13 protein-coding genes are annotated in these 14,857 nt (G+C 33.8%); 8 read left to right on the top strand and 5 right to left on the bottom strand.

Going from position 1 to position 14,857, the window contains the following annotated elements; translation table 11 throughout:
- Positions 1 to 12 precede the first annotated feature (12 nt).
- From nikB to nikE, 4 genes are read left to right on the top strand one after another with little or no spacing between them, the layout of a single operon-like run.
- Positions 13 to 957, top strand: coding sequence for a nickel ABC transporter permease subunit NikB (nikB, locus tag FS935_RS01775; protein WP_146945805.1), 945 nt, complete (start codon positions 13 to 15; stop codon positions 955 to 957).
- The gene (gene nikC, locus FS935_RS01770; protein WP_146945804.1) at positions 954 to 1,787 is read left to right on the top strand and encodes a nickel ABC transporter permease subunit NikC; all 834 of its coding nucleotides are present in this window, start codon (positions 954 to 956) and stop codon (positions 1,785 to 1,787) included. The genes nikB and nikC overlap by 4 nt, the downstream gene beginning before the upstream one ends.
- Before the next feature lie 15 nt (positions 1,788 to 1,802).
- Positions 1,803 to 2,630 (top strand): nickel import ATP-binding protein NikD, encoded by an 828-nt coding sequence (gene nikD / locus FS935_RS01765; RefSeq protein ID WP_146946313.1) that lies wholly within the window; start codon positions 1,803 to 1,805, stop codon positions 2,628 to 2,630.
- A gap of 29 nt (positions 2,631 to 2,659) precedes the next feature.
- Positions 2,660 to 3,475 (top strand): nickel import ATP-binding protein NikE, encoded by an 816-nt coding sequence (gene nikE, locus FS935_RS01760; protein WP_146945803.1) that lies wholly within the window; start codon positions 2,660 to 2,662, stop codon positions 3,473 to 3,475.
- A gap of 58 nt (positions 3,476 to 3,533) precedes the next feature.
- On the opposite strand, the gene FS935_RS01755 is transcribed toward nikE, so the two are convergent.
- Positions 3,534 to 3,740 carry an aspartyl-phosphate phosphatase Spo0E family protein gene (locus FS935_RS01755; RefSeq protein ID WP_146945802.1) on the bottom strand — a complete coding sequence of 69 codons (207 nt, stop codon included), beginning with the start codon at positions 3,738 to 3,740 and terminating at the stop codon, positions 3,534 to 3,536.
- 307 nt (positions 3,741 to 4,047) lie between these two features.
- Here FS935_RS01755 and FS935_RS01750 point away from each other — a divergent pair, with 307 nt between their 5' ends.
- Positions 4,048 to 5,397 (top strand): L-cystine transporter, encoded by a 1,350-nt coding sequence (locus tag FS935_RS01750; RefSeq protein ID WP_146946312.1) that lies wholly within the window; start codon positions 4,048 to 4,050, stop codon positions 5,395 to 5,397.
- 220 nt (positions 5,398 to 5,617) lie between these two features.
- Here the strand turns inward: FS935_RS01750 and FS935_RS01745 are convergent, their stop codons facing one another.
- From FS935_RS01745 to FS935_RS24135, 3 genes are all read right to left on the bottom strand, one after another.
- Positions 5,618 to 6,937, bottom strand: coding sequence for a sensor domain-containing protein (locus FS935_RS01745; RefSeq protein WP_146945801.1), 1,320 nt, complete (start codon positions 6,935 to 6,937; stop codon positions 5,618 to 5,620).
- Positions 6,938 to 7,147: 210 nt separating this feature from the next.
- Positions 7,148 to 7,246, bottom strand: a complete 99-nt coding sequence (locus FS935_RS01740; protein WP_146945800.1) for a YjcZ family sporulation protein — start codon at positions 7,244 to 7,246, stop codon at positions 7,148 to 7,150.
- Between the two features lie 289 nt (positions 7,247 to 7,535).
- The gene (locus FS935_RS24135; RefSeq protein ID WP_275669563.1) at positions 7,536 to 7,691 is read right to left on the bottom strand and encodes an ATP-binding protein; all 156 of its coding nucleotides are present in this window, start codon (positions 7,689 to 7,691) and stop codon (positions 7,536 to 7,538) included.
- A 438-nt stretch (positions 7,692 to 8,129) separates the two neighbouring features.
- Between FS935_RS24135 and FS935_RS01730 the strand changes: the two genes are divergently transcribed.
- On the top strand, positions 8,130 to 8,903 hold the full coding sequence (locus FS935_RS01730) for a halocarboxylic acid dehydrogenase DehI family protein (RefSeq protein WP_240050785.1): 774 nt from the start codon (positions 8,130 to 8,132) through the stop codon (positions 8,901 to 8,903).
- A gap of 39 nt (positions 8,904 to 8,942) precedes the next feature.
- On the opposite strand, the gene FS935_RS01725 is transcribed toward FS935_RS01730, so the two are convergent.
- Positions 8,943 to 9,794 carry a DegV family protein gene (locus FS935_RS01725; RefSeq protein WP_146945798.1) on the bottom strand — a complete coding sequence of 284 codons (852 nt, stop codon included), beginning with the start codon at positions 9,792 to 9,794 and terminating at the stop codon, positions 8,943 to 8,945.
- Positions 9,795 to 10,252: 458 nt separating this feature from the next.
- On the opposite strand from FS935_RS01725, the gene FS935_RS01720 reads away from it, so the two are divergent.
- Together FS935_RS01720 and FS935_RS01715 are read left to right on the top strand one after the other, a co-directional pair.
- Complete coding sequence (locus FS935_RS01720) at positions 10,253 to 14,047, top strand: DEAD/DEAH box helicase (RefSeq protein ID WP_146945797.1); 3,795 nt, start codon at positions 10,253 to 10,255, stop codon at positions 14,045 to 14,047.
- Entirely contained in the window at positions 14,044 to 14,817 is a 774-nt protein-coding gene (locus tag FS935_RS01715; protein WP_146945796.1) for a hypothetical protein, read from the top strand. The genes FS935_RS01720 and FS935_RS01715 overlap by 4 nt, the downstream gene beginning before the upstream one ends.
- Positions 14,818 to 14,857 lie beyond the last annotated feature (40 nt).

Here is a 14,857-nt window from a genome sequence, read left to right as displayed (position 1 = left end):
AGGAGGTTTTTTATGGGCACCTTTATTTTGAAAAGAATATTATCTATTATTCCGGTTTTTCTTTTAGCAACACTTCTTACAACTGGGATGATACACCTTTCACCGGTCGACCCGGCTGAGGCCTATCTAACGGCTGCCCATATTCAACCGACAGATGAGAATCTGGCACAGAAACGACAGGAGTTTGGTTTAGATCAACCATTTTTTATCCAATATCTAAATTCTATTAAAAAGATATGCCAATTTGATTTTGGCATATCTTATGTTTCGAATAAGCCTGTTTGGGATGAGGTTATCTCTCGGATACCAGCTACGATTCAACTAGCTCTAGGAAGTTTATTTATTGCAGTATTTGTTAGTATTCCTCTAGGTTTTCTTGCTGGAGTAAAGAAAAATACCGCAATTGATCACTTTAGTCGAGTTCTTGCCTTTTTAGGGGCATCTATTCCATCTTTTTGGTTAGGATATCTTCTGATTTTGTTCTTTTCTGTGAAACTTGATCTTTTTCCGGTTGAGGGAATAGGAACTTGGCAGCATCTTGTTCTTCCATCGGTAACACTTGCTTTCCCATTGATTGCGATTTATACGAGATTGTTACGTGCTAGTGTTCTTGAAAATTTAGAGGAACCATATGTTCTTTATGCTCGCACACGAGGAATTAGTGAGAAAAGTATTATGGCGAAGCATGTTTTGAGAATTGCGATCTCGCCAATGATTACTGGACTGGGAATGAATCTAGGGAAATTACTTACTGGTACAATCATCGTTGAAGCAGTTTTCTCATGGCCTGGATTTGGACGTTATTTTATAGATGCTATTTTCAATCGTGATATACCTGTTATCCAATGCTATGTTCTTATTGGTGCAAGTTTATTTATTATTAGTAATTTACTTGTTGACTTGATTCAAATGTATATAGATCCGCGTATTTCTAGGAAAGAAGGGTACAAGCAATGATAAGAAATATACGTCAGATATTCATAAATCAAAAAATTATTCCCATCTGTACGATTATTTTAAGTATGCTTTTTATCATTGCTTTTATTGCACCATGGATCGTGCCAAACGATCCAATTGCTGTAAATTTAGCTCTTAAATTACAGCCTCCTTCTTGGGATTATCCACTAGGTACAGATCATCTTGGAAGGTGTACGTTGTCACGTATATTATATGGAGCACGCATTTCATTAGGCTTTGCGATGCTTATTTTTATTTCCTCAATAGTTATTGGTTTAATTATCGGTACTTTTTCTGGTTATAAAGGTGGTTTAATTGATCATTTGCTGATGAGATTTTGTGATGGAGTGATGGCCTTTCCAAGTCTAATTCTTATCTTAGGACTTGTAGGAATCTTTGGGCCTGGTCTTAAGCAAGTTATAGTAGCGATCATGCTAGTGCAGTGGGTTTATTATGCAAGAATGTTTAGGGGAATGGTTCTAAGTTTGAAAGAGCAAAACTTTATTGCAGCTGCAAAAATAAGTGGATCCTCAGGCTGGAAAATTATTCGAAAACATATTGTTCCAAATGTACTTCCTCCGCTTGCTGTTATGGGAACATTAGAAATGGGTTGGGCGATTATGGACATATCTGCTATGTCATTTCTAGGACTTGGTGTTCAGGCTCCAACACCAGAATGGGGAGCAATGATTCACGAAGGAAAAACATATATTCGGACAAATCCAGAATTAATGATATACCCTGGTCTAATCATTATGCTTGTCATTGTTACGTTCAATTTATTAGGTGAAGCATTGTCAGAGAAATATGGAGTGAAACGAAGATCTTAAAAAGGAATGATCATGTTGGAAATAAACCAATCGAGTGTCCTAGAAGTTAGGGATTTGCAAGTGAAGGTTTCTACTAAAAGAGATGTACTTACACTTGTTCAAAATATCAATTTTGATGTGAAGCAGGGAGGTGTACTTGGTCTAGTTGGAGAAAGTGGATGCGGTAAAACTGTGACAAGTATGTCTATTCTTCAGTTGCTTGATAAAAAAACAACAACAATTGAAGGAAGCATTAAATTGAATGGACAAGAATTAAACGGATTGGACCCTAAACAGATGAGGAAAATTCGTGGTAAGGACATTGCCTTTATTATGCAAAACCCGATGAATGCTTTTACACCTGTTTTAACGATTGGTCATCAATTTATAGAAACGATCCGATCTCATATATCATGTAGTAAAAAAAAAGCAACAGAAATTGCAATTGAGGCTATGCATGATGTTAATTTACCTGAACCTGCTAAGCTATTAAAATCATATCCTTTTCAATTAAGTGGTGGAATGCTTCAGCGGGTTATGATTGCTATTGCTGCTTGTACACATCCAGCTGTGATCATTGCTGATGAACCAACAACAGCACTAGATGTGAAAAACCAGAAAACAGTACTTTTTCACTTAGATAAAATTCGAGCCGAACATGGATCTGCCATTTTATTAATCTCTCATGATCTTGGTGTGATATCAGAGATGGCAGATGAAGTAGCTGTTATGCAAAGTGGTAGAATTGTCGAAAAAGCCGATGTTTTTCAGTTATTTGACAATCCCAAGCATGCCTACACAAAAACATTATTAGAAGCTCGGCCAATACTGCAAGTTGAAGAACAATTTAATCATTTATCTTAATGCTGCTGGACTTTTATAGGGGTGAATAAATGAGTTTATTACAAGTGAAAGAAATATCTCATAGCTATAGATCTCGAAATTTTTTTAATTGGAAGAAAAATGAGTCGCAAAAAGTTCTGGATAATATTACTTTTTCTATAGATGAAGGAACTTGTTTCGGAATGCTTGGTTCAAGTGGGGCTGGTAAGAGTACATTAGCAAAAGTAATTCTGGGGTTAGAAAAGCCAGAAAGCGGAAAAGTTCTTTTTCAAGGACATAATTTTTATACGGCAGATAAGCAAATTCGCCATAAAATTCGTCGAGATCTTCAGGTTGTTTTCCAGGACTCTTATTCTTCCGTAAATCCCCGTTTAACAGCAGAACATATCATTGCAGAACCATTGGAGAATTATGAGAAGCTAACAGTTGCTGAGCAAAAGCGAACCATTATTCATTTATTGGAAAGAGTAGGATTAAATGAAACTGACTTAAAAAAATACCCCCATCAATTTAGCGGTGGTCAATTGCAGAGAATCAATATAGCAAGAGCTATTTCATTAAAGCCTAAACTGATTGTGTTAGATGAATCTGTTAGTAGCCTCGATATGGTTAATAAAAATTTAATTCTTGATCTACTTATGGAGCTAAAGGATGAGTTTGGATTATCCTATTTTTTTATTACTCATGATATAAAAGCTGCTTATACGATTAGTGATACAATAGGTATTTTAGATAAAGGGAAGTTAGTCGAGTTCTACGATACGAAAAATCAATTTTTTAGTTCAGAGCATCATGTTGTAAAAGAAATGAGGAATTCGATATTAGCGGAGCATCCGAGGTATCGTACAATTAGAAGTAATCATTAAAAATTACTTAACATGAGAGTAAAGAATCCATTTTGAATTTTTCAAGATGGATTCTTTTTTACTTTGATAGATTATCTTCACTAGAAATAGTCATAATTCTTTGATATTGATAGATTAATTGATCTAATTTTTGACTTTGAGAAATGGTTAAAGGGTGGTTTAATCCGAGTGATTTTCCTACTGCTATTAATTCATGCTTATGAAAGTTAATTTTGTTTATCAATTCAGTTTTATTAGTAGAGTATTTAGAGATCGTACTATTCACCTTTAAAACTCCTTCAAGTTAAAGATAATTGGATTCAGAGTATTATATTACCAAATAAAACCAGAGATGTAAACGATTTTGTGCTTTTTTTATAATTTGGACACTAGTAATCTGAATGAATAATTATAATAAAGCTAAACATGAAGAAGAGTTAGAAAATTAGGATTATACGAATAATATAAACTATTTATTTCTCAGTTAATCCTACTTTACTTATAGGAATTAAGATGGTAATATTCCGAAATACTGATTTTTTAAGAAGGAAGTGTTAGGAGTGTCCATATTTACAATTATTAATATCATCATCATGCTTGGACTTATTATTGGTTTATATACTTTGCAGAAAAAGCATGTTTCTTTTTCAAAGAGAGTATTTATTGGCTTAGGCGTAGGTATCATCTTTGGGATCGTGCTACAACTTATATATGGAACTGGTTCAGAGGTTGTTGTAACATCTGTTGAATGGTTTAACATAGTTGGAACTGGTTATGTATCTTTCTTGAAAATGATTGTCATGCCACTTGTATTTATTTCGATTTTATCAGCTTTTACAAAACTTAAGATGACAAATAATATCGGTAAAATAAGTGGATGGGTGCTAGGTACATTGATTGGAACAACAGCAATAGCTGCAGTTGTCGGGATATCTTCTGCAATGTTATTTAATTTAGAAGCTATTCAAATTGAGCAAGGGGAAGCTGAAATGGGGAGAGCAGCTCAATTAGAAGAACAAGTGGGGACAGTGGAAAATCTAACAATACCTCAACAAATTTTATCACTTATTCCTACTAATCCTTTTTTGGATTTAACTGGTGCTAGACCAACATCAACAATATCAATCGTTATTTTTGCAGCTATCATAGGTATGGCTTTTCTGGGTGTAAAACGAAAAGAACCTCAATATGCAGAAAAATTTGCTGATCTTGTTGAGACATTTTATAAAATTATTATGCGTGTAGTAACATTGATCTTGAGGCTTACACCATATGGAGTTTTAGCGTTAATGACAAAGGTTACTGCAACTAGTGATTATTCGGCTATTTGGAAATTAGGAAAGTTTGTGTTGGCGTCTTATGTCGCTTTAATCGCTATGTTTATTATTCACTTACTTATTTTAGCAATTGTTGGTCAAAATCCTATTACTTATGTGAAGAAGTCATTTCCTGTTCTTGCTTTCGCCTTTACATCAAGAACAAGCGCCGGAACTTTACCTCTAAATATTAAAGCACAAACGAATAATTTAGGTGTTCCAGAAGGAATAGCCAATTTTGCAGGCTCATTTGGATTAACAATTGGTCAAAATGGTTGTGCGGGAATATATCCTGCAATGCTAGCGATTATGATTGCACCAACAGTTGGTATAGACATATTTTCACCATCATTTCTTTTAACATTGGTAGCCGTTGTTGCTATTAGCTCTTTCGGAGTTGCAGGAGTTGGTGGGGGTGCAACATTTGCAGCTTTAATCGTATTGTCAGCTTTAAATCTGCCTGTTGGCTTAGCAGGATTATTAATTTCGGTAGAACCATTAATTGATATGGGTCGTACAGCACTAAATGTAAGTGGTAGTATGACAGCAGGTATTGTCACAAGTAAAGCGACGAAAGAATTAGATCCGACCATATATAATGATCAAAGTCGTAGTGTTGTAGAATAAATTAGATTTAAAGTTTCATATAAAGTCTCGTTGGAAAAGCATTTTCTGGTCATAAGTGGGCAGGAAATGCTTTTCTTAATTGTTTATCCTAAATAAAGACTTGTTCGTGTGGGTATCGTTAGAGACAATATTTCATAATAAAATTCAACACTTCCTTAAAAATCGAAAAAAATAGCCTCTCTCTATATAATGGGCTGGAAGTGTGTTAGATTCTTAGATATTATTGATAGAATTCGACTAGTGCTCTTCCTTTTGCTTTTGCGTTATATAAAGCTTCATCAGAACGGCGAATCAACATTTGTGGTGTAGTTCCATCTTTAGGATACATGGCGATTCCTATTGAAGAAGTTGTTTGGAAAATTTGCTCTTCAATATGCCAAGGCTCTTTTAATCTATTTACAATTCTTTCTCCGATAATCTTGGCTTGATCTTCACTAGACAGATTGGGAAGGATAACAACAAATTCATCTCCACCAATTCGAGCCAATAAATCTGATTCTCTTAGAGTATGTTGAATTCTTTTCGTAAGCTGTATGAGTAGCTGATCACCAAATTCATGCCCATTTCGATCATTCACTTCTTTAAAAAAATCTATATCTAAATACATTAAAGCTAATACTTGATTAGAGCTTGCAGCTTTCTCGAGTTCAAGTGAAAGTGTATTCATGAATAGACGACGATTAGGTATATCTGTCAAATGATCATAATAAGCCATTGCTTCAAGCTGTGTTTGGTATTTTTTGCGTTGAATGATATCTCTTGCAACAATAATTAATTTTTCAAATTTTCCTTCCGAGTTATAAATGGTATTTACATTTGCTTCAAGCCAAATATATCGCCCATCTTTTTTTCGAAATTGATACTCAAAATTACTGTTGAATTTCTTTCCATGATAAATTAAGTCCTGATAGAATTTTTTGATATACTCATAATCATTTTGATGAATATATTCCATAAGTGTAATAGCTTTATGATTCATATAATCATGAATTGAGTAGCCTGTTACTTTTTCAAAAGAAGGAGATAGAAATGTAATGATACCTTCATGATCAATTGTGATAAGTACATCTCTCATGTTTTCTGCGATTAAACGGTAATTGAACTCACTTAACTTTAATGCCTTTTCTGCTTTTTTTCGAGCTGTAATTTCTCTACTAACGATCATTAAATGGCTCCTGTTGCCATCTTTATCAAATATCGGTGTTTTAATAACTTCCCAAGTCCGAAGTATACCATCAGGAGTGTGAAAGGATTTTTCGAATTGTATCGTTTGACCTTTATCCCAAGCCATTTTATCTGTTTCAACATTATACATAAAATTATCTCGATTTTTTGGGAAAATCTCTGCTAGTTCAGAATCTGTTTTTCCATGGTAAGAATAATCCTCACCCATTTCATAAGAAGTAAGCACTAATTTATTCGTAACAAGCCAACGACCATCACCATCTTTTAAGACGATAAATTCGGGGATCATATCAATAAGTAATCGTAGTTGCGGTTCATTTGATGTAAGGGTAGATAGCTGTTGAATAAGTTCCATATGTTCTCCTTTTTCCTAACTAGATCATTCTATTTTACAGTAATCATTTGTAAAATAATAGAGTGATTAAGATTGTTAAACATATCATTTTCAACTAGCGGGAAGTATAGTGAAGTAATCACAAGCCTATGACCAATAGAAATGGAAACCTTTATAAAATGAAAAAGAGAAATGCAAGTTAAGGTAACTTGCATTTCTCACGAATGAAAATTAGTAAGTTGGTGTGAAGAAACCTGCTGACCCAACAATAATCAGTAGGATAAACAATACAACGATCAACGCGAAGCTACCGCCTGCATAACCTGACATTGTTTAACACCTCCTTAGCTCTACACTACTACTCTATGTAGAAGGAATAAATATGTTCATGTAATAGGGGATATTGGGGTATTTTCCTATAGGATTAGGGTTTACTAGTTCAGATATAAGTAGTGAAATAAAGAGTTCGTGTTAAAATGTGTCAAGATAACGATGTACAATTTTGATCGTTTATGAATGTTGTACAAAAATTAATCAACATCTTCTTTTTTCTAAGGATCTTTAATTCTGAAAGAAGGTCCAACAATATTTACGACTGTTGAATGGTGAAGAACACAATCTAATATTGCCTTTGATTATCTGGATCCTGGAATACCGCATCCCATTCTTTAAAGTAAATATTTGTAGTTAAAATAGTACTTTTCTTTTCACATCTTAAATCAACTAAATGACAAAGTAGATTGGCATCTTCTTTGTCATTTGGAAGGTAAGCAATTTCATAAATAATTAATTATTTATACTTTCCATAGTGCTTTAATTGAGATTCTAACCGGTTTTTTAGCTTTGTTTTTTAAAGTTTAAGATAAGTTCATTATCATTAATAAAATAGGTAATCATGTCCTTCAGCTCAATGACGGACATTTGATAGGAATTTCCCCTGGAAAAAGTCCATCAACGACTTTATGACGACCTTTTACTTAGGCTTTTCCATGTTTATGTCCTTCATCGTGTATATGTTTAGAATGAAAGGAAGGAAGAAAATTAGGACCAATAAATACATGTTAAAAGTGTTAAGTATGCTAAAAAAGCTTTTATCATATAACACAAAATAAAATTCATTCATTGTAGACTTCTACATACTTATTACAAATAGGGGAGAAGTGAAGGTATGCAATAGGGAATTCCAGAGGTTTTTGAACATCAAGCATATGGATTGATAAAAGAAGTTTATGAAGACATCAAATATGTATTAAAAGTACCAATCGTTAATTTTATTTTTCGGGCATTAGCACATTATCCGGAATTTTTATCATATGCTTGGCAGCAGGTGAGACCAAATATGCTTGCAATAAATGTTGAAGCTGCTTCCAATGAGCTACGATTTCTAAATATAACAAATATATCTAGGTATGATTTTACAAAGAAATATCCACTTGTAACTTTAAACAAGATTAAAAAAATGCTATCTGTTTTTCATTATGTAAATCCCAAATTGGTGCTAATAGCAAGTGCTTGGGTTGAAAGCATAAGTAATCGTCCAATTATAGGGAAATCTAATGTAACGGGAATGATACAACCAGGTGTGATAAAAGGAATGCCGCAAATTAATTTAGTGCATATTCCTGATGCTCCTTATGATACACAGCAAATTTTACTTGATATAGCAAAAGAACATCACTCATTTGATGTTGCAAGTGATTTTCGTGCACTAGCCAATTATCCACAATTTTTATCAGTATCTTGGATGCACTTGAAGACTTATATTCGAGGTGATGAATATTCTGTTTTAAAGTCTAAATTACTAAATGCTTCAGTGGATCTTGTACATCAGAAAATGCCTTATCCTGTTACTGTGAAAATTGAGTCATTAGCAAATGTTTATACTTCAACACAATTGTCAGGAATAATGGGTTTGCTCTCGATGTTTCAGAACTTTTTGTCTGGTTTAATACTTGAGGTAGAGTACATGAGAAAAATGATACAGTAAAAACCTAGCGGGATGTAATGTCCCAACTAGGTTTATTTTTTATTCCTCTATTCCGGCAATACCAAAGCCCCCTGGTCCAGCATGAGTTGAAATCATTGCTCCAGCTTGAATCCATGTGATATTGTTGAAACCTTGTTTTTGGGCAATATCATTCATCCTTGTTTTGATCGAATCATCTAGTCCAATGGAATATTGAAAATAAAGCTGTTTTCGATCGATTTTGTATTCTTTTAAAAAATCTTCAATAAGTTTTTCTGCCACAACATTCATTTGTCCGCGATATTTTTTTGTTGAAATGAGCTTTCCTTCAATAAGTTCTATTCTTGGTTTTATTTTAAATAAAGCTCCTCCAAGATAAGCCATATTACTTACTCGTCCACCAGCTTTTAAAAATTCTAAGCTTCCTGGCACAAAGGCAAGTCTTGTTTTAGGAACGATTTTCTCAATTTGTTCAATTAAAAACTCTGGTTTTATTTTAGGCTCCTGCTTTAATAAAGAAACAGCATGAAGCACAACTGCTGCTAAGCCACCAGTCACATTTAAAGCATCGATGAGGAATAGATTATCAAAATCTTCTGCTGCGATTAATGCATTTTGAAAAGAAGAAGATGCTCTAGATGTATATCCAATATGTATAATAACGCAATTAGGAAACTCGGCTTTTATCTTTGTGAAAAAAGTTTGGTATTCATAAACATTTGTCGCAGTTGTTGAGGGTATCTTCTTTGTACGCTCATAATAATCATAAATATCTTGAACGGGTAATGAGCCATCTAAATAATCTTTATCATCCATAATTACATGCATGGGTACCACTTTAACAGAATGTTTGTTAACTAAATCCTCTGGTAAATCCGCTCCACTTTCAGTAGATAAAATAATTTTGCTCACTATATTACCCCCTTGATAATAAAATGCTGTCACTTTTTGTGTTATGAATTAAAAACTTCTTCTTAACTATACATGAAAAAGGTTGTTATTGGAAAATTAGAAACATAAAGATGGATAAAAAATGATGACAATTTTATGTTTTATTATTACTATTGATTGTTTCGGTGAAAGAGTTCTGCCTTCAGCTACTCAATTTAATAAGGCTAGCTGTTTTTTTTGCGTCCAGTTTTATAAATAGTCTTAATTGGATGGGGGATTTCTTCCATCACTTACTTTAACTTCAATTACTTCTATAATTAGGATGATTTAACGATGTTTCCCCAAATAGTCCTATTACTTGTATGCTATAATTCAGTTATAAAACTCTTTATATATCTTAACCTCCAATCAAATATCTATTGAAAATCGTATTTTATAAAATAAATCGTACTACTGTTACTTAAAAAGCAGGTGGATTCATGGTAAAAACTCTACAATCAACATATCGATGTCCGATAACTTTGACGAATAAAGCGAAGGAAAAGATGCGGGAGCTCGGGTTTGATGAGCGATCGTTTTTTTTATTGGAGAAATCGTTTCACATATATATAGAAAAGTATCCGCAGTCGGCAGATCGCATTGTTTCAATTGCATTGTTTTTTGATAATGTAACAAATGTAAACCTTGCTGAACAATCCAAGAATTTAGCGATTGTCATGCATTGCATTGTTAAGCAAGATCATTTTGTTGTAACAAACATAACAACAAGAGCAGCTCATATACCATTGCATTCTAATTGGCGAAGTGCAATAAATCTTGATTTTGACTATAATTCAGATCGAAGTGATTCAGTACCAATTGAATTGTTGAATTTAATTTCCAGCATGCCTGTTGCTCAGGAAAGTTCAATGTATGTGAAAAAGCGTATTGCAAGCTGGGAAGGATATTTGAAAATTCAAGAACGAGCTGCTGATATTCCTGATATGACATCTAGGTATTCAAAACTACTTTATAATGAAAATTTTACTCGTGTCACAATTACAGGATGCCAGCTTAAGGAAAAAGAATGGAAATCAATTAAGGATTTAAGTGTAAAGCTTAAAGGCATTGATAAGGATATTGGCAAGGTACTAAAAGTGAATAAATCTCAAGCTACTGTTGAAGTAGAATTACACGGTTATATGGAAGAACAAGCTCGAAAACAGAAGCTTGAGAATTTATCAAACGAAGTAACCTTTAGTAATTTTGCAGCATTAAGTCAGGTGAAAAGACTAAGACAAGGATTTAAAACATTAGAAAATGGTCTTGCTGCGAACCCTGAGCTTGAACGGCTTTTATTTGAAAACAAACCACCTGTGAAAGAAGTGAAGAGAAAAGAAAATCTTCAATTTCATAATCGTTTGAATGATTTTCAGCAAGAAGCGGTCATTGGAGCTATGTCTGCAGAAGATCTATATGTTATTCAAGGACCTCCTGGTACAGGGAAAACAACAGTAATTTCTGAGATTTGTTTGCAAAATGCAAGGGCCGGATTAAGAACACTGGTGGCTTCACAGTCAAATTTGGCTGTTGACAATGCATTAGGTCGGTTATTAGTAAACAAAGATATCAGAATTCTTCGTGTCGGACGTACAGAAAGTATCGAAGAAGAAGGTAAGAAGTTCATAGAAGAAAATGTTGGACAATACTGGAAAGAACACACACTACAGGAAGTTTCAACTCAATTTGAAACTCGTAAACAACGAGAAATTGATATCGAGGAAGAAGCGGCAGCAAATGAAAGAGAACAAGAGCGTCTAGAGCAAGCTCTAAAAAATATAGAAGAAGAGCTGGAAACAAAAGAGAAAGCTACTGAACAATATAACGAATTACTATCTATCATTGATAAGCTTCAAAGTGACATACAAGATGTTGAACAGCACAAAGAGCGTGTGCAGAACTATTTCCAGGAACTTAAAAAATCAATACAATCTCTTACTGACTCTATTGAAAAAGATGAAATGTATTTAGCTAAAGAACAGGATAGTAGCTTGATAGAAAAAGAAAGCGATGATATTCAGCGAGAAATAGTGAAATTGCGAAAAAGTGTCACACTGCAAAATCTTGAAGACGAAATTTCAGAAAAAATGCAAACGATCAAACAAGTAACATCTGAATTTGGGAACTCAAAAGAAGTAATGAAAAAGATTGATGCAGTAATTGAAAGAATAACAAGCGTTAAAAAAGTTGATAACTTAAAATGGATTATTTTAGAACAAAATATGAATCGAACTCAACAAGTTCAACTTTGTATTGAAGAAATTGATAATATCCGTGGAAAAATAAGTAAAATTGAAAAGCTAAAAACCTATAATGATACGTTAAATCGTGCGATTACACATGTTGAAAAGCTTTTACAGCGCCAAAATATCACAATAAATCAAATACAACAAAGAGTGAAGAATGTGAAAGCAGTTTCAACTTCAGCTGCTGAAATTGATCAGTTTTTAGAGTCTTTGAGAATTGATTTAAAAGAAAACCTTAACATCCTTCCACAAAGACTTGGGATCATTTTGGAGGGTTTATATAGTAGAAGACTATTTGTTTGGAAAAGCGCTGAACAGCTAAAATCATATGATTTTTATATAAAATTAGCACAGCAATTACTTCAAAAGCTGAAGCAGGAACTAATACAACAGCTTCAGGATCGATTAATTGAAACTAAACAAACACATCAAAAGTGGAAAAGTGTGATGGACGAGCAAAACACAAAGCTTTCTTCTCTAAAAATAGAGCAAAAGAAAATGAGCGAAACAGCAGAAATCATTCCAAATGCAAAAGAGCTTCTTCAACAAAACGAAACAAAAGCACTAGAGCTACAAAAGAAGAAAGAGCAATATGATATAACAAAGCTTCGCGTTGAACAAAATCAACAAACACAAGAGAAAAAAGTATTAGATATGCAAGAAGCAGAGAAAAATGAAACAGAAATTCAAGCTAAATTACTAGAATTGAAGAATAGCCTTACTAATAGGGAAAAAGAAAGAACACCTTTAGAGGAAATACTTTCAACTGAACCTGAAAAAGAGCACGAAAATGTTTTAAAAAGTTTAGCAAGTGTTTCTTTTAAACGAGAATCTTTAAAACAAGAAAAGCAGAAGCTTCCTTTATTTCAATCTATCCAAGGCAAGTGGCTATCCATGTTAAAAGATGCTAATGACCATGATTTAAACGAAATTCGAAAGCTTTATGTGAAGCATTCAAATGTGATAGGAACAACATGTGTAGCTTCTGCACGTAAAGATTTTATTGAAAGCTTTCCAATCTTTGATGTTGTCATCATCGATGAAGTATCAAAAGCAACTCCACCTGAGCTACTTTTACCAATGCTTAAGGGAAAGAAAATTATTTTAGTTGGTGATCATCACCAGCTTCCACCTCTTTTAGGAAATGATACGTTAGAGGAGACTTTACAGGAAATGGCTGAAGATAGTAGTGACTTTGAAGGAAAAGCAGAATTGAAAAATCTGTTAAAAGAGTCGTTATTTGAACGTTTGTTTAAAAATCTACCAAATAACAATAAAACGATGCTAGCGATACAATATCGTATGCATGAAAACATTATGACCACGATATCTCAGTTTTATGAGCAAGAAAATGAACAACTTCAATGTGGGTTAGTAGATTCTGATAAAGACCGAGATCATCGTCTTGAATCGCCATTAATTAAGAGGGGAAATCATTTACTATGGCTGGATATACCTAACGAACCTTCGTTTTTTGAAGAAAGAATGAAGGGTGGAAAAAGTCTCTATAACCCTGCTGAATTAATTAAGATTGGTGAACTACTCAAGGAAGTAGATGAGGCGGTAAGAGAAGCAAAGCAAGCGGGAAGAATGAATGCTGAAGAAAAGAAAAGCATTGGTGTTATAAGCTTTTACGGTGAACAAGTAAAGAGAATTGATCGGATGATTTCTCAGGAGCTGCGCTTAACAAATTTAACAGTGCGCACAGGTACAGTTGACAGATTTCAAGGGATGGAAATGGATGTGATTTTGTTAAGTATGGTGCGAAATCATGATAATAAAAAAGATGATATAGGCTTTGCTAAAGATTATCGCAGATTAAATGTTGCTTTATCAAGAGCAAGAGAGCTACTTGTGCTGATTGGCAGTACAAAGATGTTTACCGAGTCTACAAAGCATCGAGATACTAGATTGATGTATAACCATGTATTAGAAGCGGCAAAAAAACAAGATGGACTACGAACACTTAAAGAGGTGAGTTTATCATGAATAAATTAAAAAAGCACCTGGAAAAGACCTTACTTGAAAACCCAGCTAATACTATAAAAAACTCAGTTACCTGGCATTTACCCCTCATCACATATGATGTAACATTTAAGCGAGAAAAAAGATCTAAAATGGACATTCTTATGAAAATGATGCTGCACACTTTTGAGCAAGCTGAAATCCGACGAGCAGCTAATTTGTCTGAACTACTTTTAGTAGAAGAGCTGTTTATTGAAGATTTACTAAAGAAAATGCAGAGGATGGGCTTGATTAAACTAGAAAAGCAGGTTTATAGATTAACATTAAAAGGCCAAAAACAGCTTAAGGATGGAATCATTGCAGAAGAAATGGATGAAGAATCAACAACTGTTTCATACAGTGTCACTCATGATGAGTTTTGGCCTGAAACCTCAGCAACTATTGAAACCACTGGAGATTTTCCAGATTTCCGTTATGCAAAGCAAGAAGCTTCGGAGAAAATGACCGAAGCGAGATTATTAGACGTGCTAAAAGAAAAGGAAGAAGTGATAGAAGAAGATGGCTTTCAAACAGAAGTGGCTGTTTTGACCAATTTCTCCGAGCAAAAAGTTGAACACATACCTTGCGTAGAATTTCAATTGTACAATAAAGAACAAGACATATTCTTTGCACGAGTATGGAATACAGAGCTACAACGCTGGGATGAGCAGCTAGAAAAAGAAATTGAAGACAAGGAAATGGTCGAATGGAGGGAAAAATGGAAAGCAGAAGAGCTAGAGGAAATTGCTAAGTAAAAGTATATTTCTCTTAGTTTGAACTTCTGACAAAATTCAA

This window comes from Metabacillus litoralis (assembly GCF_007994985.1).
Classification (GTDB): domain Bacteria; phylum Bacillota; class Bacilli; order Bacillales; family Bacillaceae; genus Metabacillus; species Metabacillus litoralis.
This window is presented reverse-complemented; position numbering and strand designations above follow the sequence as displayed.

Excerpts from the sequence above, each read along its gene's own strand:
- FS935_RS01745 (WP_146945801.1), bottom strand. The coding sequence starts at position 6,937 with ATGGAACTTATTCAACAGCTATCTACCCTTACATCAAATGAACCGCAA.
- nikC (WP_146945804.1), top strand. The coding sequence starts at position 954 with ATGATAAGAAATATACGTCAGATATTCATAAATCAAAAAATTATTCCC.
- nikB (WP_146945805.1), top strand. The coding sequence starts at position 13 with ATGGGCACCTTTATTTTGAAAAGAATATTATCTATTATTCCGGTTTTT.
- FS935_RS01740 (WP_146945800.1), bottom strand. The coding sequence starts at position 7,246 with ATGTCAGGTTATGCAGGCGGTAGCTTCGCGTTGATCGTTGTATTGTTT.
- FS935_RS01715 (WP_146945796.1), top strand. The coding sequence starts at position 14,044 with ATGAATAAATTAAAAAAGCACCTGGAAAAGACCTTACTTGAAAACCCA.
- FS935_RS01750 (WP_146946312.1), top strand. The coding sequence starts at position 4,048 with ATGCTTGGACTTATTATTGGTTTATATACTTTGCAGAAAAAGCATGTT.
- FS935_RS01720 (WP_146945797.1), top strand. The coding sequence starts at position 10,253 with ATGGTAAAAACTCTACAATCAACATATCGATGTCCGATAACTTTGACG.
- nikE (WP_146945803.1), top strand. The coding sequence starts at position 2,660 with ATGAGTTTATTACAAGTGAAAGAAATATCTCATAGCTATAGATCTCGA.